At 37.7% G+C, this 13,235-nt stretch carries 13 protein-coding genes; 3 read left to right on the top strand and 10 right to left on the bottom strand.

The window, feature by feature from the left end; all coding sequences use genetic code 11:
• Window positions 1-82: 82 nt before the first annotated feature.
• The 8 genes from JZO71_RS05425 to JZO71_RS05385 all read right to left on the bottom strand — a co-directional run bounded on the left by JZO71_RS05425 (window position 83) and on the right by JZO71_RS05385 (window position 6,116).
• Window positions 83-580, bottom strand: coding sequence for an antirestriction protein ArdA (locus tag JZO71_RS05425; RefSeq protein ID WP_000342539.1), 498 nt, complete (start codon window positions 578-580; stop codon window positions 83-85).
• Between the two features lie 116 nt (window positions 581-696).
• Window positions 697-918 carry a hypothetical protein gene (locus JZO71_RS05420; RefSeq protein WP_001009056.1) on the bottom strand — a complete coding sequence of 74 codons (222 nt, stop codon included), beginning with the start codon at window positions 916-918 and terminating at the stop codon, window positions 697-699.
• Between the two features lie 42 nt (window positions 919-960).
• Complete coding sequence (gene mobT, locus JZO71_RS05415) at window positions 961-2,166, bottom strand: MobT family relaxase (protein ID WP_000398284.1); 1,206 nt, start codon at window positions 2,164-2,166, stop codon at window positions 961-963.
• 177 nt (window positions 2,167-2,343) lie between these two features.
• Complete coding sequence (locus tag JZO71_RS05405; protein WP_000813488.1) at window positions 2,344-3,729, bottom strand: FtsK/SpoIIIE domain-containing protein; 1,386 nt, start codon at window positions 3,727-3,729, stop codon at window positions 2,344-2,346.
• A gap of 28 nt (window positions 3,730-3,757) precedes the next feature.
• On the bottom strand, window positions 3,758-4,144 hold the full coding sequence (locus tag JZO71_RS05400; protein WP_000985015.1) for a YdcP family protein: 387 nt from the start codon (window positions 4,142-4,144) through the stop codon (window positions 3,758-3,760).
• A gap of 15 nt (window positions 4,145-4,159) precedes the next feature.
• Window positions 4,160-4,474, bottom strand: coding sequence for a YdcP family protein (locus JZO71_RS05395; protein WP_000420682.1), 315 nt, complete (start codon window positions 4,472-4,474; stop codon window positions 4,160-4,162).
• Window positions 4,475-4,886: 412 nt separating this feature from the next.
• Window positions 4,887-5,387 (bottom strand): GAF domain-containing protein, encoded by a 501-nt coding sequence (locus JZO71_RS05390; RefSeq protein WP_206898543.1) that lies wholly within the window; start codon window positions 5,385-5,387, stop codon window positions 4,887-4,889.
• Between the two features lie 66 nt (window positions 5,388-5,453).
• On the bottom strand, window positions 5,454-6,116 hold the full coding sequence (locus JZO71_RS05385) for a winged helix-turn-helix transcriptional regulator (protein WP_206898542.1): 663 nt from the start codon (window positions 6,114-6,116) through the stop codon (window positions 5,454-5,456).
• A gap of 239 nt (window positions 6,117-6,355) precedes the next feature.
• Between JZO71_RS05385 and JZO71_RS05380 the strand changes: the two genes are divergently transcribed.
• Window positions 6,356-7,732: a M23 family metallopeptidase gene (locus JZO71_RS05380; RefSeq protein WP_206898541.1), complete on the top strand. Its 1,377-nt coding sequence runs from the start codon at window positions 6,356-6,358 to the stop codon at window positions 7,730-7,732.
• A 116-nt stretch (window positions 7,733-7,848) separates the two neighbouring features.
• On the opposite strand, the gene budA is transcribed toward JZO71_RS05380, so the two are convergent.
• Together budA and alsS are read right to left on the bottom strand one after the other, a co-directional pair.
• Window positions 7,849-8,559: an acetolactate decarboxylase gene (gene budA / locus JZO71_RS05375; protein ID WP_206898540.1), complete on the bottom strand. Its 711-nt coding sequence runs from the start codon at window positions 8,557-8,559 to the stop codon at window positions 7,849-7,851.
• 18 nt (window positions 8,560-8,577) lie between these two features.
• The gene (gene alsS, locus JZO71_RS05370) at window positions 8,578-10,242 is read right to left on the bottom strand and encodes an acetolactate synthase AlsS (protein WP_206898539.1); all 1,665 of its coding nucleotides are present in this window, start codon (window positions 10,240-10,242) and stop codon (window positions 8,578-8,580) included.
• Between the two features lie 469 nt (window positions 10,243-10,711).
• Between alsS and JZO71_RS05365 the strand changes: the two genes are divergently transcribed.
• Window positions 10,712-12,286, top strand: a complete 1,575-nt coding sequence (locus tag JZO71_RS05365) for a glycoside hydrolase family 18 protein (RefSeq protein WP_206898538.1) — start codon at window positions 10,712-10,714, stop codon at window positions 12,284-12,286.
• Complete coding sequence (locus JZO71_RS05360; protein ID WP_206898537.1) at window positions 12,283-13,047, top strand: hypothetical protein; 765 nt, start codon at window positions 12,283-12,285, stop codon at window positions 13,045-13,047. The genes JZO71_RS05365 and JZO71_RS05360 overlap by 4 nt, the downstream gene beginning before the upstream one ends.
• Window positions 13,048-13,235: the final 188 nt, after the last annotated feature.

Raw genomic sequence — 13,235 nt, 5'->3', positions numbered from 1 at the left:
AATCCTTTCATAAAAAATAGGGGTAGCTGATTGAGCCACCCCGTAAAATAGAAAATCTGCCAGTAGTAATGTACCGACAGATTTAATAGACGATTTCAAAAATCCCATGATTGGTTGAGATAAACGTTCCTGAAAGGTCTAAATCCCGACCATAGGCTTGATAATCAATATAGTTTTGAAGACTAGCTGGTACTTCGCCTAAAGCACCCGTTTCTTCAATGTAGTAGCGTGCCACGTCATACATATCATCACAATCGGAATGAATGATAATATCCTCTTGATGTTCGCTTAGTTCTTCAATGCTTGAAAAATGAGTGAGCAGAGCAGATAGCTCCGATTGTAATTCTTCGGGTAATTCCGATACCATTTCCCATAGTCGATTGAGTTCGCCAATGGAAGTGTATTCGTCAACCGTAAAGGGTAACTCGTAGTCATGAATGGCGTATTCCTCATATTCATCATTCAAGCCGATTTTCTCTTTGACTTCCTCAAAGTCAATGGGAAAGGTAAACCACGCACCGACCAATTCGCCCTCATTGTATTTGCCTAAATTCGCAATATAGACTTGCATATCGTCCATATATTCACGTCCTTTCTTTGTAGAGATTCAAAAATCCCTACCGCACTTCGTTTGGTGTACCATTCCTTTGCGGAACATAAGAAAACCACTTATATTCCACAAAAGAACGGTTTTATTTAAGCACCAATAATGCGATTGAATAGCTCTAGTAAAATGTCTTTTACTCCAGCAGCGTTGAAGACTAAGCCAACCGCAATAATCGCAATAATTAAAAAGCCAATCAGTTTGCTAAACTCACGCTTGAAGCCAAGATACAAGCCAATCACAACGATTGCTAAAAGCACCAGTGATTGAGCGTTTGATAGAAACCAGTTATAAAGGTTTTGTCCAAAATTCATAAAAATGTTCTCCTCTCTATATTCAATGAATTTGTATTTGAGTTATTTTTTTGTTGTTATCACGTCCTGTTCTTTTACTGACTGTTGCTTCAAAATCTGCTTGTGTCGGTCTGTCAGTTTCGCATGGTCGAGAATGTCTTTTACAACCTGCGTCTGGTTGATTTCATCAAGTTTAATCGCAACCTTTAAGGTCGGGGCAACTTGATGAGATAGCCAGTTCAGCGTCCTTTGGAAGGAGTAAGGCTCTGGTTTTGTGGTTAGTTTTAATCGTTCACGATTGTTCCCAATAAACCAAGCCCATTCTTCATTCAGTTTCCAATCAGAACGAGGTTTGGAATCGTCTTTATCTACAAAACGGATATACCGATTGATAATTTTAAAGGCGGTATGCTCTGGATTGTCATAGACGAGTAAATCACGGACTGCATAATAGGCACGCTCATTTTTCAATCGAATCTCAAAACGGTTTTTTACTTCTGCGTCTTCAATGGGAATATCATTTTTCTTGTACTGCTCGTAGTCCTTTTCATAGATACAGAAATAAACTTCACTTTGTAATGAACCGATATAGAGGGTGTTTCCCATACATTCCTTTTCCTCTTTGCGTACCAGTTCGCCACTGCGATAGCTTTTAAAACTGCGGAAGACGGAGATACATTCTTCCTGTTGGCACTTTTCAGTGAGTACAGGGATATTCAAAATCCCTGTCTTATCGTTAATGGCAAGGTCAAGGCGTTTCATCACACCGCCAGCCACCAAAACGTCCATAAAGAACTCATACCAGCTTCTTTGTTGTGCCAGAAGATAGCTTTCAAATTGTCTGCACCCACGACCTTTCAATTCCACCAGAACTCCTTTGTCCAGTTCATGGGAGCAAAGGACGAATATGTCGCCTAAAGCATAATGCTCTGAATAAGAATAGAAACCATAGTCCTCATGAAGAAAATAGGACAGTTTCAGTTGTAAGATGTTTTCGACCACCTGCTGTACGTCTGTTGTCGGAAAGCGAATCCTTACATAATCAAACAGCATTTCAAGGGGAGCGTCGGGATTGAAGCGTTCCAGAGCTTCCCAAAGGGACTGCTGTAAATCCTCTGATGGCTTGACTTTTCCTGTTTCAATATCGCTTAGATACTGCCTTGTAATACCAGTCGCAACAGCTAAACGGTTTTGAGATAGTCCATAAGCCAAGCGTTTTTCTTTTAAATGCTGTAACCAAGTTTGTTCATTCAGTAAAAATCCCTCCAATCAAAAAGGCGTATGTCAACTTTTAAAGCCCATTTGACATACGCTGAAATTTTGTAAATCCCTTGTAACCAAAGGATTTTCTAATGTTTTTTTGACTGTTTCCTGTCGATTTGTACCCCCCTGTTAGATACGGGGGGTTAAGTGCTGGCGTGGCTATTGCCACACCAGCCAGCAAGATCAGTCCACACCTGCGACTTCCGCTTCGCACGTCGCCTGCGTGGACTGTCTGCTGTTGGATAACTTTTTAATTTCCTCCAAGAAATCATATCCTTTTGGTACAAGGGGAGTATAAAACTCTGATATGACACTTGTTCCTACATCAACATAGCCACGACCTTTGATTCGCTTTAAGAAGAAATCCTTTTGTACGTCACTGCCAAACATCATGCCATAGCCCATTTCAGACATACGACCTAAAGCCACTCTGAAATTAAACTGATCACGGATTCCGTCGCCTAAATATTTTGCGTCTGGACGTTGACAAGCCAGTATTAGAAAGAAGCCAGCTTGACGACCTAACATGACAATCTGTTTCAGCTTATTCATAACTGCGGTGTTTTCTTTTGTTCCCAGCATTTCCATGAAAGCGACGTATTCATCAAAGATTAAGAAGTGTGCCGGGAGACCTAAGTAAGCATAATTTTTGCCAGTCTTATAGTTCTTCATCTGCTTCATTTCCTCACTACGTTTCATCATTTCTTCATAGAATGTTTCAATGCAAGAAAGCAAGTCTTCTTTTCTATAGTAGACATTTGCCATCACAGAACCTAAGTCCGCAAGGTCAGCATTTTTCGGGTCAAGAATATACAGTTTTGAATCTGTATGAAGCAAGGCTTCAATCAGTGTCAGTATAAAGTAAGTTTTACCGCCACCTGTACCACCAGCAATCAACATATGAGGGAGCTTATCATATTCCCACCATACGTTTTTCATTAAGCGAAGTTTACCATCTTTAGCTTCTACTTCATCAATAGAAATACGACTGGCTATGGTGTCATAGAGCAAAGTATATTCCACATAGGAATCCTTTAACTCTTTATCCGTCAGCTCACAGTACAAGCCACTCTCTAATTTCTTTTCCAAGTGTAAGAGTTGGTCTTGATATTTTCCCAGCGTGATTTCCACCCGTATCTGTATCAAGCCATTTTTAAGTCGATAATACATTTTAGGGAAGTAGGTTATCTTTTCCTTTGTACGACCAGCACTATCTTTAAAGAAACCCTCTGTTTTGACCTGTTCAGATTCATACCACTTGTTTTCAAGTATCATCTTTGCCAGTTTTTGACGGTGGTAAAGTTGTTTAACCGTATCATAGCGAACCCGTTTGAATACAAACGCTACCAGCAAGCAGATAAGAATTGCGACACTGAAACTGATAATTAAATAGGGAATGTCAATCTTATCTGCTTGTGATAGGTTAAAATCCTGCCAGTTGATCTGCTGGATTGTCTTCACATGAAACAGTCCGACAACCAGCAGGAAAACAGGCAGGAGTGACGCTATCGTAAAATGAAAGACTAAATCTTTACCAGATGGGCGAATCCTTTTACCACGCTGTTTCATGCGAAAAAGTCTCCTTTCTACCTAGCGACTATTTGTCTTGTGTCGGTTCTTTCTTTGCTTGTGGTTGAGCTTTGAATGAACTAGAATCCTTTGTCAGCACAATATCGTCTGCCTTGATATACCAGTCAACATCTGCTCCTTGATAGGTGGCAGTAGCAACGGTGTCCGCAATGGGATTGATAAGTTCCACCCGTGCGTTATAATCAAACTCTTTCAAAGGCACGCTGGCAGGAATACTTACTTGAATCATGCGTCCTTGTCCTTTGGATTTTAAGTCATAGGTACGTTCCTTGATTTCATCTGAAACCGACCCGTCTTCATTTTGGATTCTCACTTCACGACGTAGAGCAGAGAATTTCAATTCTCCAAAAGTCGTGTCTTTATCTAATACAATGCCATTTGCTAATCTCATCATTTTTCCTCTCTTTCTTTATTCTTTTATCATGTCGTCAGCATGTAAAAGGTAATTTGTAAAACCACGAGTGCCGATTTTGTAGCCCTCTGCGGTAATACGTGGATTGACTAACTTCACACGTTCCTCAAAGCCGAAATGTTTTTCGCCAGCTTCAGCAGGAAGCACCACCACAATATCATCTGCTCTTTGAACATCAGAATAGAGATTATAGCTTCTTGATAAGACAGTTAGCCGTCCGTTGATTCTTCGCTGAACGACTTTATCCTCGCCAGCAAATTCTAAATTGCCGAATGTTTTTTCCATGTTGGGAATCACAAATTTAAGTTCCATATTTTTACCTATCCTTTCTTTTTTATTGGCTGAATGAATGTTTGATGGTCTTAAAGAGTGGGGAACGACCTTTTGATTCTTGATTTTTTGTTTTCATAAGTTCACTTCCTTTCAAAATCGGGTAAAAAAATAGACACCTCATTTTTTGAAGTGTCTACCTATTAAATATTCAAATTTTATTGGAAGTATCTTTATATCTTCACTTTTCAAGGATAAATCGTCGTATCAAAGCTCATTCATAAGTAGTAAATTAGTAGTAAATTGAGTGGTTTTGACCTTGATAAAGTGTGATAAGTCCAGTTTTTATGCGGATAACTAGATTTTTATGCTATTTTTATAATAAAAAGACTGATTAAACTAATCGCTAAAATTCAGCAATTAGTTTAATCAGTCGAATTCGTTTTATCTCGTTCTAAACTTCATTAGCAAGTAAGATTGCTTTAGTAGGCAATGTTTGCTCTAATAGTGCCACGTATTGTTCTAAAAATTGTTTGTCGATTTCATCATAACCCGCAACTTTTCCGCAATCAATATCTAAAACACCTACTAATTCCCCGTCTTTAACTAATGGAACAACGATTTCTGAACGTGCAGCTGAATCACATGAAATATAATTTTCATGACTTTTTACATCTGTAACAATGAGTGTTTCTCGTTTTGCCGCTGACTCCCCGCAAACGCCCTTGCCTAGTTTGATTCTTGTACAAGAAACTCTTCCTTGAAACGGCCCAAGAATTAGTTCTTCACCATCAAATAGATAGTAACCAGCAAAGACAGTTTCTGGTAAAGCATCTGCTAAAAGTGCTGAAGAATTCGCAAGATTGGCTAGCCAATTCGTTTCAGCTTCAAGTAATCCTTTTTGTTGTAACAGTAAAAGTTCATACGCATCTCTTTTTTGTTTTTCTGACCACATCGCAGCAACACACTCCTTTTATTCAGAAATTATAGCTCACTTATTCCTCCAATACCAGTTGTAATTTTAATGAGCAGCATTTGTAAATCGATACCCCCGACCATGAACTGTTTGGATATAGTTGGCACTTCCCGCAACTTCTTCGATTTTCTTGCGAATATTCTTGATGTGTGTATCAATCACTCTTCCTGATCCTTCTTCATTTCCTAATAAAATCAATAGTTCTTCACGAGAAAAAATTCGTAAAGGATGGTTCAACAGCAAACTAAACAAACGATACTCCGATTTTGTTAAAGAAAGTTCTTGTTCATGTAATAAGATCACTTGTTTTTCTTCCAATACTTGGAACTTCTGATAAACAGGTTGGTTATTAGTTTTTAATTTTTTTTGCTTCAACAATGCTGAGCGCAAGGATTCTACTTTTGCCTTCATTAATTCAAAACTAACAGGCCAAGACCATAAAATGTTTACACCTTTTTGGAATAAAACAATTTTTTCTTGCTCGGAAAGTGGTTTTGTACATGCGACAACTAATGGAAAGCGACTTGTAACTGATTCTGGAAGCTCTGCCAAACGATCATCCATAATAAGTAGAACATCTGCTGATTCATTATGTAATTTCGCTAGAACGGATTGATAACTTACTTTTAGCTCTAACTGCTCTTTTTGCAATCGTTTCATTATCGAAGAAAGTGTTTTTTTATTTTTCGTAAATATTTTTATATGCATCTAGTTTCCTCCTTTCTCTTCATTCTTTTACGCAATTTACTCAATCATACCTTTCTTTCACTCACGATCACTTATCAATTCGATTGATTTTGTATCAATTATTTTGTAATTGTTTCAGTTATATTAAATTTTTCTTTTTTTCACTCAATGCATGAATCTTCACAACTTCCACACAACTCTCCCTTACAATACAAAATGTAAAAATTGAAATGGATAAAAAAGATGTTAGTGGGGAAACTATGATTAAGCTTAAAAAAATCGTCACATGTTCATTTGCGCTAAGTTTACTTTGCGCGCCAATTGTCGCGCAAGCAGATACTTTAGACGACAAGATCAATGAACAAGAACAAAAAATTGAACAACTACAAAAAAATCAAACTGCTTCTGAACAAGAATTGGCAACCATTAAAGAAAACGTCAGCCAGATTGAAAAAGAAAGTTACAAGATTCTTCAACAAAAAAATACTGAAGAACAAACATTAACTAACTTGATTCAAAAAATAGCTGATTTGAAAGAGACAATCGCTAAACGTGAAGAGCAAATTCAAAAGCAAGCTCGCAATGTTCAAACAAATCAAAATGCCAGCGACATTCTATCTGTGATGGCAGAATCTGATTCGATCAACGAAGCAATTACCAAAGCATATGCTGTAACAAAACTGATCAGCGCAAACAAAGAGATCATGTCTGAGCAACAAAAAGATCAAGCTGAATTAGAAACACTTCAAAAAAAATCAGAGGAAAAGTTACAATCTTTGACTGAAACAACGAATGAATTACAAGCTAAACAAGATGAGTTAACGAAAGCAAAATTAGATCAAGAAGTTAAAATCAACGAACTCTCTGCTAGTCTAGCTACTGAGAAAAAACAAAAAGAAAAATTTGAAAAACAAAAAGTTGAAGCAGAGAAAAAACGTCAAGAACAATTAAAAGCTTTGGCAAAACAACGTGCCGCTGAAGAAGCTGCTCGCAAAAAAGCAGAAGAAGATGCGCGTAAAGCTCAAGAGCAAAAACAAAAAGAACTCGCTGTAGCTGCTGAAAAAGAGCGCATTGCGAATGAAGCGCAAACCCAAGCATTAGCTGCTCAAAAAGAACAAGAGCAAAAGGTTGATTCTTCAAACGAAGAACAGACAGAAAACAACACAGAAGACAACACACCAGTAATTTCTGTTCCTGAAGCCCCTAAAGAAGATAATGTAACGAAACCAGAAGAAAATACTTCAGGTTGGAGCGCACCATTAGCTTCACTTGTTATCACAAGTCCTTTTGGTAATCGTGTTGATCCCACGGGCGCATCCGGCACATCTCATGACGGAATTGATTTAGCTGGGGCTTCTGGAACACCTGTTTTCGCTGCAAAAGCTGGAAAAGTTGTTGAAGCTGGCTATCATTGGTCTGCAGGAAACCATGTCATTATCCAACATGCTGATGGCTATTATTCTTATTATATGCATTTAAATAGTTTCTCTACGAATGTTGGGGCCTCTGTTAGTGCCGGAACACTTCTAGGCGGTATGGGGACAACAGGAAATTCAACTGGTGTCCACCTTCACTTTGGTATCTCCACAAGTTTATGGTCTAATTTTGTTGACCCGGCTCCATTATTAGGTATTTAAGTTAAAAAAAGCGCGAGACAGAATTCGCATTTTTTCAAAAGAATTAGCTATTACGCTATTTTTGAAAAATGATACTCTTGTCTCACGCTTTTTTGTATGCTGAAAATGGAAACCACTTATTCTGCTGTTTGAATTTCTTCTGCTAAGTTGGCATAATCGATTTCAGTATCAACAAATGTTGCATCATTGACTGGAAAATGTTGAATAAGCGACTCGATACGACTACTTTCCACTATGCCATTTGCTAATTCAAAATCAATCACATGTCCACCGAATGTTTTGGTTTTATCAAGAAAATGCAAATGGAATCCGGCAGCTGCTACTCCTTGAAATAGTTCAGGAGTAAAGAATCCGACTAATGTTCCTTCAACTTCTTCTTGATGAAATTCTGGTTGGTCTTGCGAAACTTCCACAAGTCTTTTATAAGGTTTTTCTTGTTTTGGCATGATACGAATATGCACCTTTTTAAATACCCCAGTAATTTTAACTGCAATAAATAAATTTTTCCCTGCTTCTTCTGCCAAAATCGTTTCTTTTAATACATCACCTGGATGAGGTGTTGTGATTTCGATACTTCTATCTGGTGTAAAATCTGTTACAGCTGCATAAGGTGTTTTTTCTTCACCAGTCAAACGGACAACTGAACCATCTGATTTTCCTTGATAAGCGATTCCATCAACAATGATGACTTCCCCATCTAATCCGTGGAGCGTTCCTAGTCCTAACGTTCCGTGCTTCAAGACCTCAGCCATCTTTTCCGTTCCATCCATCAGCCCAGCCATCAATGCACCTAGCGTGCCATGTTGGTATAAACTTGTCTCTGTCATCCTACACACCTTCTTTTCTTAATAGAATTGATCTGGTAAAATCGTTTCGCCGAGTTTTTCATTATCCCGATAATCAATTGGAATATCAATGATTACAGGTCCTTCGGTGGCAAAGCCAGCAGTTAAAGCTTGTTCTAGTTCCTGAACGTTAGTTGCTCGAATTCCTTTTGCACCAAAAGCTTCTGCATATTTGACAAAGTCAACCGGCCCAAAGTCAACACCTGATGAACGTTGATATTTCATTTTTTCTTGGAATTCAACCATATTATAGTGACCATCATTCCAAATCAAGTGAACGATATTTAATTTTTTGCGTACAGCTGTTTCTAAATCTTGTGCAGAAAATAGGAAGCCACCGTCACCAGAAACTGAAACGATTTGTGTATTTGGTCGAACTAAAGCAGCCGAAATCGCCCATGGCAACGCCACACCTAATGTTTGCATTCCATTACTAAATAGTAAATGGCGTGGTTCGTAACTTCTAAAGTGACGTGCCATCCAAATATAGTGACTACCTACGTCAACGGTGACGGTCATTTCGTCAGTTACTTTTGCTTGTAACGTGTTAATGACTTCTAATGGATGTAACATTCCTTCGTCTTCTGTCTTTTCTACAACATCGCGAGCTGTTAATTTTTCTTGTAATGAGTCAAGATATTCGTTCGCATCGCCCGATACTTGCTGTGCTTCTAAAGAATCACTAAGTAGATCAAGCGTCGCTGCAATGTCACCAATCAATTCTCTTTCTGGTTGCATAAATGAATCAATTTCAGCTGGTGTCTCATCGATGACAATGATTCTTGCATCTTTTTCTGCATTCCAGTTACGTGCTTCGTATTCAATCGGATCATAACCAATGGCGATGACTAAATCACTTCGTTTTAATAACATATCACCAGGTTGATTTCTAAATAAACCTACTCTCCCAAAGAAGTGTGATTCTAATTGACGTGAAATGACACCTGCAGCTTGGAATGTTTCAACAACGGGTAAAGAAGTTTTTTCCACTAATTTGCGAATAGCTGTGGTTTCTTTTTCACTTGAACCACGCATTCCCACCAATAAAACAGGCAGTTTTGCTTCACGAATGCGTTCAGCTAAGTAGCTGATATCATTAGCAGATGCAGAGCCTAATTGTGGATCACTTAAAGGTTGGATCACATCACTTTTCACAGGTGCATCAACAACATCCTGTGGAATACTGATAAAACTTGCACCTTTTTTTGAACTTTTTGCCATACGATACGCATTAGCAATCACTTCTGAAATCGTTTCAGGATCTTGAATTTCAGCACTATACTTTGTAATTGGTTTAAATAATGCTGCATTATCCATACTTTGATGAGTCAGTTTTAATAAATCACTTCGTTTTACTTGTCCACCAATTGCTAAAACTGGGTCGCCTTCGGCAGTTGCTGTCACTAACCCAGTTGCTAGATTACTTGCACCAGGACCACTTGTCGCAATAACAACTCCCGGTTCACCAGTAATTCGACCAATTGCTTGTGCCATAAATGCCGCGTTTTGTTCATGCCGAGTCACGATTAACTCAGGGCCTTGGTCTTCTAATTCATTGAATACGCCATCGATTTTTGCACCAGGAATACCAAAGATATAATCTACGTGATGATTAATCAAGCTTTCTACTACAGCTCTAGAACCTTGTTTCATTTCTCTTTCCATCATACAACTTCCTTTAACAGCTTATTTTCTTTCTGCTCAGATAATAAATAAACAATATAAAGTAATACAGTTTATTCATCTGTTACAAAAATAGTATAGCATGTCTTATATGATTTGTTTAGTAATAAGCTAAATAAATTTCAAAAAACAGTAACAGTTCATGCAACATATATCATGCTACTATAAATAATCAATTTTCTTCGTCCTATTTTTTACAAGCCCCCATTTTGTTTTCTATTTCAATTATTTTTGGCTAAAAAAAGCCATTCAGTTAAAAAAATATTTTCCACTAAAAAATGCTCAAATTATTGTCAAGACTGCTTTTACATTAAATAACATCGTTCTCTTCCTATCACGCGGTAATTTTAGAAATTTACTTTACTCATCATAGGCTTTAACTTTAGATGTAGTTGTTGGGGAGTCACCTCGACTGCTACAAAAATATTTTATCAAGGGGAGAAAAGAAAAAATGAAGACAACAAAATGGAAAACGTTGCTAGCAGCTTCGATGGCAGGATTTACACTATTATCTTCTGCACCACTTCAAGCATTTGCAACTGAAACTCAAGGGAATAATTCTGGTTTGGTAATGGATGACACATCAAATGTCATCAACGGATTAACAGATGCACACATGTGGTCTAACGATAACGGCGCTTCTTGGACACGTGGAAAAGAAAATCAAGTTTTTAAAGGAACTCAAAAAGTCATCGTTGCAAATTACGATGAACAAATCGCATCTGCACAACCATGGACAGCACGTTCATACGCAGGTGGATCAATGGTTATCTATAGAAATGCTTTATGGACAAACTCTTATTGGGCAGAAGCGAATCAAGCTCCAGGATCTGCCCCTATGTGGAGCAAAGTAAAAGACGTTCCAGCTGGTATCGCTACATTCAACTTCAATAAATTTACTGGTTCAGCTGCCGATGATTATCAAAAAGCGCAAGCAGAAACCGTTCAAAAACAGGAAAAAGTTATCGGTTACTTTGCAAACTGGCAAGGTTACAAAACAGATTATGAACCAAATAATCCTAGTTATAACTACAGTCAAGGTATCGTTGACGGCCAAGGATACGACCCGGCTGATGTACCATTTGATAAAATCACACACGTTAACTATGGATTCATGATTATCGACCCTAGCACTGGAAAATTAACTTCTAATGACGCTTGGGCTGACTTTGATGATACTGTAGATGGTGGTGGTAAAAACTATATTGGTCAAATCACTGACATGGCCGATGAAAATGATGTAGCAGCAATGGTTTCAATCGGTGGTTGGAACAATTCAGTTAACGATATGGCCTTTGATGTTGTGACAAAAACACCTGAAAAAATGGATGCTTTCACAGATGAAGCAGTTAAATTTATGTTGGATCATAACTTTGATGGAATCGATATCGACTGGGAATATCCAGACAATAACGACCGCAAAACGAAATTTGTTGCTTTGATGAAACAACTACGTGAAAAATTAACAGTTGCAGGTAAAGAAAACGATACATATTACCAATTAAGTATTGCTGTAACAGCTTCACATGAAAAAATGGAATTTATTGCGCCCGAAACTGTCAGCGAATATGTAGATAATTTTAATGTGATGACTTACGACTTCCGTGGTGGATTTGATACACAAACTGGCCATCACTCTGGATTATATGCAACAGAAACAGATAAAGATAAAAAATTCAACGTTTCTTCTGCAATGAAAGAGTACAGTGAAACATATAACATTCCTAAAAACAAATTAATGGTGGGTATGAGTTACTATTCACGTGGATTTGCAAATGTGGAATCTGGCGAACTAGGCGCACCAAGTAGCGGCGCACCAGTGGGCGGAACTTGGGATGATCCTTACCAACCTGCTGGCCTAAAACCTTGGTGGCAATTGAAGGATTTAGAAGCTCAAGCGAACGAAGATCCTAATGACAGCTTAGTTGCTAAATGGGACGATCAAGCAAAAGCACCATATATTTACGATGCAGACGCAAAAGAATTCTATTCTTATGATAATATCCAATCCATCCAAGAAAAGTGAATTGGACGATTAACAATGAATACGGTGGCGCAATTGTTTGGGAACTTAGTTACGATACGCCAAATGCGGAATTAGGTTCTATCGTGGATAATGTATTAACTTCTGAACCAACTGATCCTCCTGTTGAAGAAAATAAATTACTTGCTGTTGATGTCAACGAAAGAACACGAAAAACATATATCAACTTAAACCTATCGACTGAACAATTCAATAGTGAAGAACGTTTTGTTGTTTACTTAGATGGTAAATATTCATTCGAAACTTATAAAGGAAAAAGTTACTACAGCAATTCAACAAACTATGGCGAGAAAACTGGCGTTGCCAAAGCTTTCTCTGGCCGCAAAGATCAAAAGATTGAAGTATACAGTGCTCCAGGAAAACCTGGTCAAAGCACTGAAAACAAAAAGTTGTTGGAAACACTTGTTTTAGATAAAGATGTTGATTTTAATATTGCAGAAATGAATGACGCTGTTAAGAACATTAGTTACGATGAAAATAATATTTATGTAGATTTCGACAAAGAAGCATATAAAGGAAGCAATCGTTTCGTCGTTTGTCAAAATTATAAATATGTAGCTGAAACTTTTGAAAATAAAGCTTATTCTAGTTCGATCTCTAAGGAAACCGAAGATACTATTCAAATCAAAATTAAAAAATCAGATTTGAAATCTGGGGATGTGCTTGAAGTAAGATTAAGTAGTGGCGTTCCAGGTGAAAGTTCTAATACACTTAAATCTTTAAAAACATTTACTGTAAAATAGAGTACATTGTTACCCAAAAAGAGCGCACAGTGAAAGACTGTGCGCTCTTTTTTCTTTAATCTATTTGAACTTGTATTTGTCAATCACTACACAAGTAATCAAATAGATTTATGAAGCAATAACGAAAACTCCAATCAATCACATTTTCTTCCCCTTTTATTCGCTAGCATAGTTCCCACCACTTCATT

The sequence above is a fragment of the Candidatus Enterococcus courvalinii genome, from assembly GCF_017315945.1.
In the GTDB taxonomy this organism is placed as follows: domain Bacteria; phylum Bacillota; class Bacilli; order Lactobacillales; family Enterococcaceae; genus Enterococcus_B; species Enterococcus_B courvalinii.
This window is presented reverse-complemented; position numbering and strand designations above follow the sequence as displayed.

What these genes read in the sequence shown, in the direction of transcription:
- JZO71_RS05365 (WP_206898538.1), top strand. Translation starts at nt 10,712, where the DNA reads ATGAAGACAACAAAATGGAAAACGTTGCTAGCAGCTTCGATGGCAGGA.
- JZO71_RS05405 (WP_000813488.1), bottom strand. Translation starts at nt 3,729, where the DNA reads ATGAAACAGCGTGGTAAAAGGATTCGCCCATCTGGTAAAGATTTAGTC.
- JZO71_RS05425 (WP_000342539.1), bottom strand. Translation starts at nt 580, where the DNA reads ATGGACGATATGCAAGTCTATATTGCGAATTTAGGCAAATACAATGAG.
- JZO71_RS05380 (WP_206898541.1), top strand. Translation starts at nt 6,356, where the DNA reads ATGATTAAGCTTAAAAAAATCGTCACATGTTCATTTGCGCTAAGTTTA.
- JZO71_RS05390 (WP_206898543.1), bottom strand. Translation starts at nt 5,387, where the DNA reads ATGTGGTCAGAAAAACAAAAAAGAGATGCGTATGAACTTTTACTGTTA.
- JZO71_RS05420 (WP_001009056.1), bottom strand. Translation starts at nt 918, where the DNA reads ATGAATTTTGGACAAAACCTTTATAACTGGTTTCTATCAAACGCTCAA.
- JZO71_RS05400 (WP_000985015.1), bottom strand. Translation starts at nt 4,144, where the DNA reads ATGATGAGATTAGCAAATGGCATTGTATTAGATAAAGACACGACTTTT.
- JZO71_RS05395 (WP_000420682.1), bottom strand. Translation starts at nt 4,474, where the DNA reads ATGGAACTTAAATTTGTGATTCCCAACATGGAAAAAACATTCGGCAAT.
- JZO71_RS05385 (WP_206898542.1), bottom strand. Translation starts at nt 6,116, where the DNA reads ATGCATATAAAAATATTTACGAAAAATAAAAAAACACTTTCTTCGATA.
- budA (WP_206898540.1), bottom strand. Translation starts at nt 8,559, where the DNA reads ATGACAGAGACAAGTTTATACCAACATGGCACGCTAGGTGCATTGATG.
- alsS (WP_206898539.1), bottom strand. Translation starts at nt 10,242, where the DNA reads ATGGAAAGAGAAATGAAACAAGGTTCTAGAGCTGTAGTAGAAAGCTTG.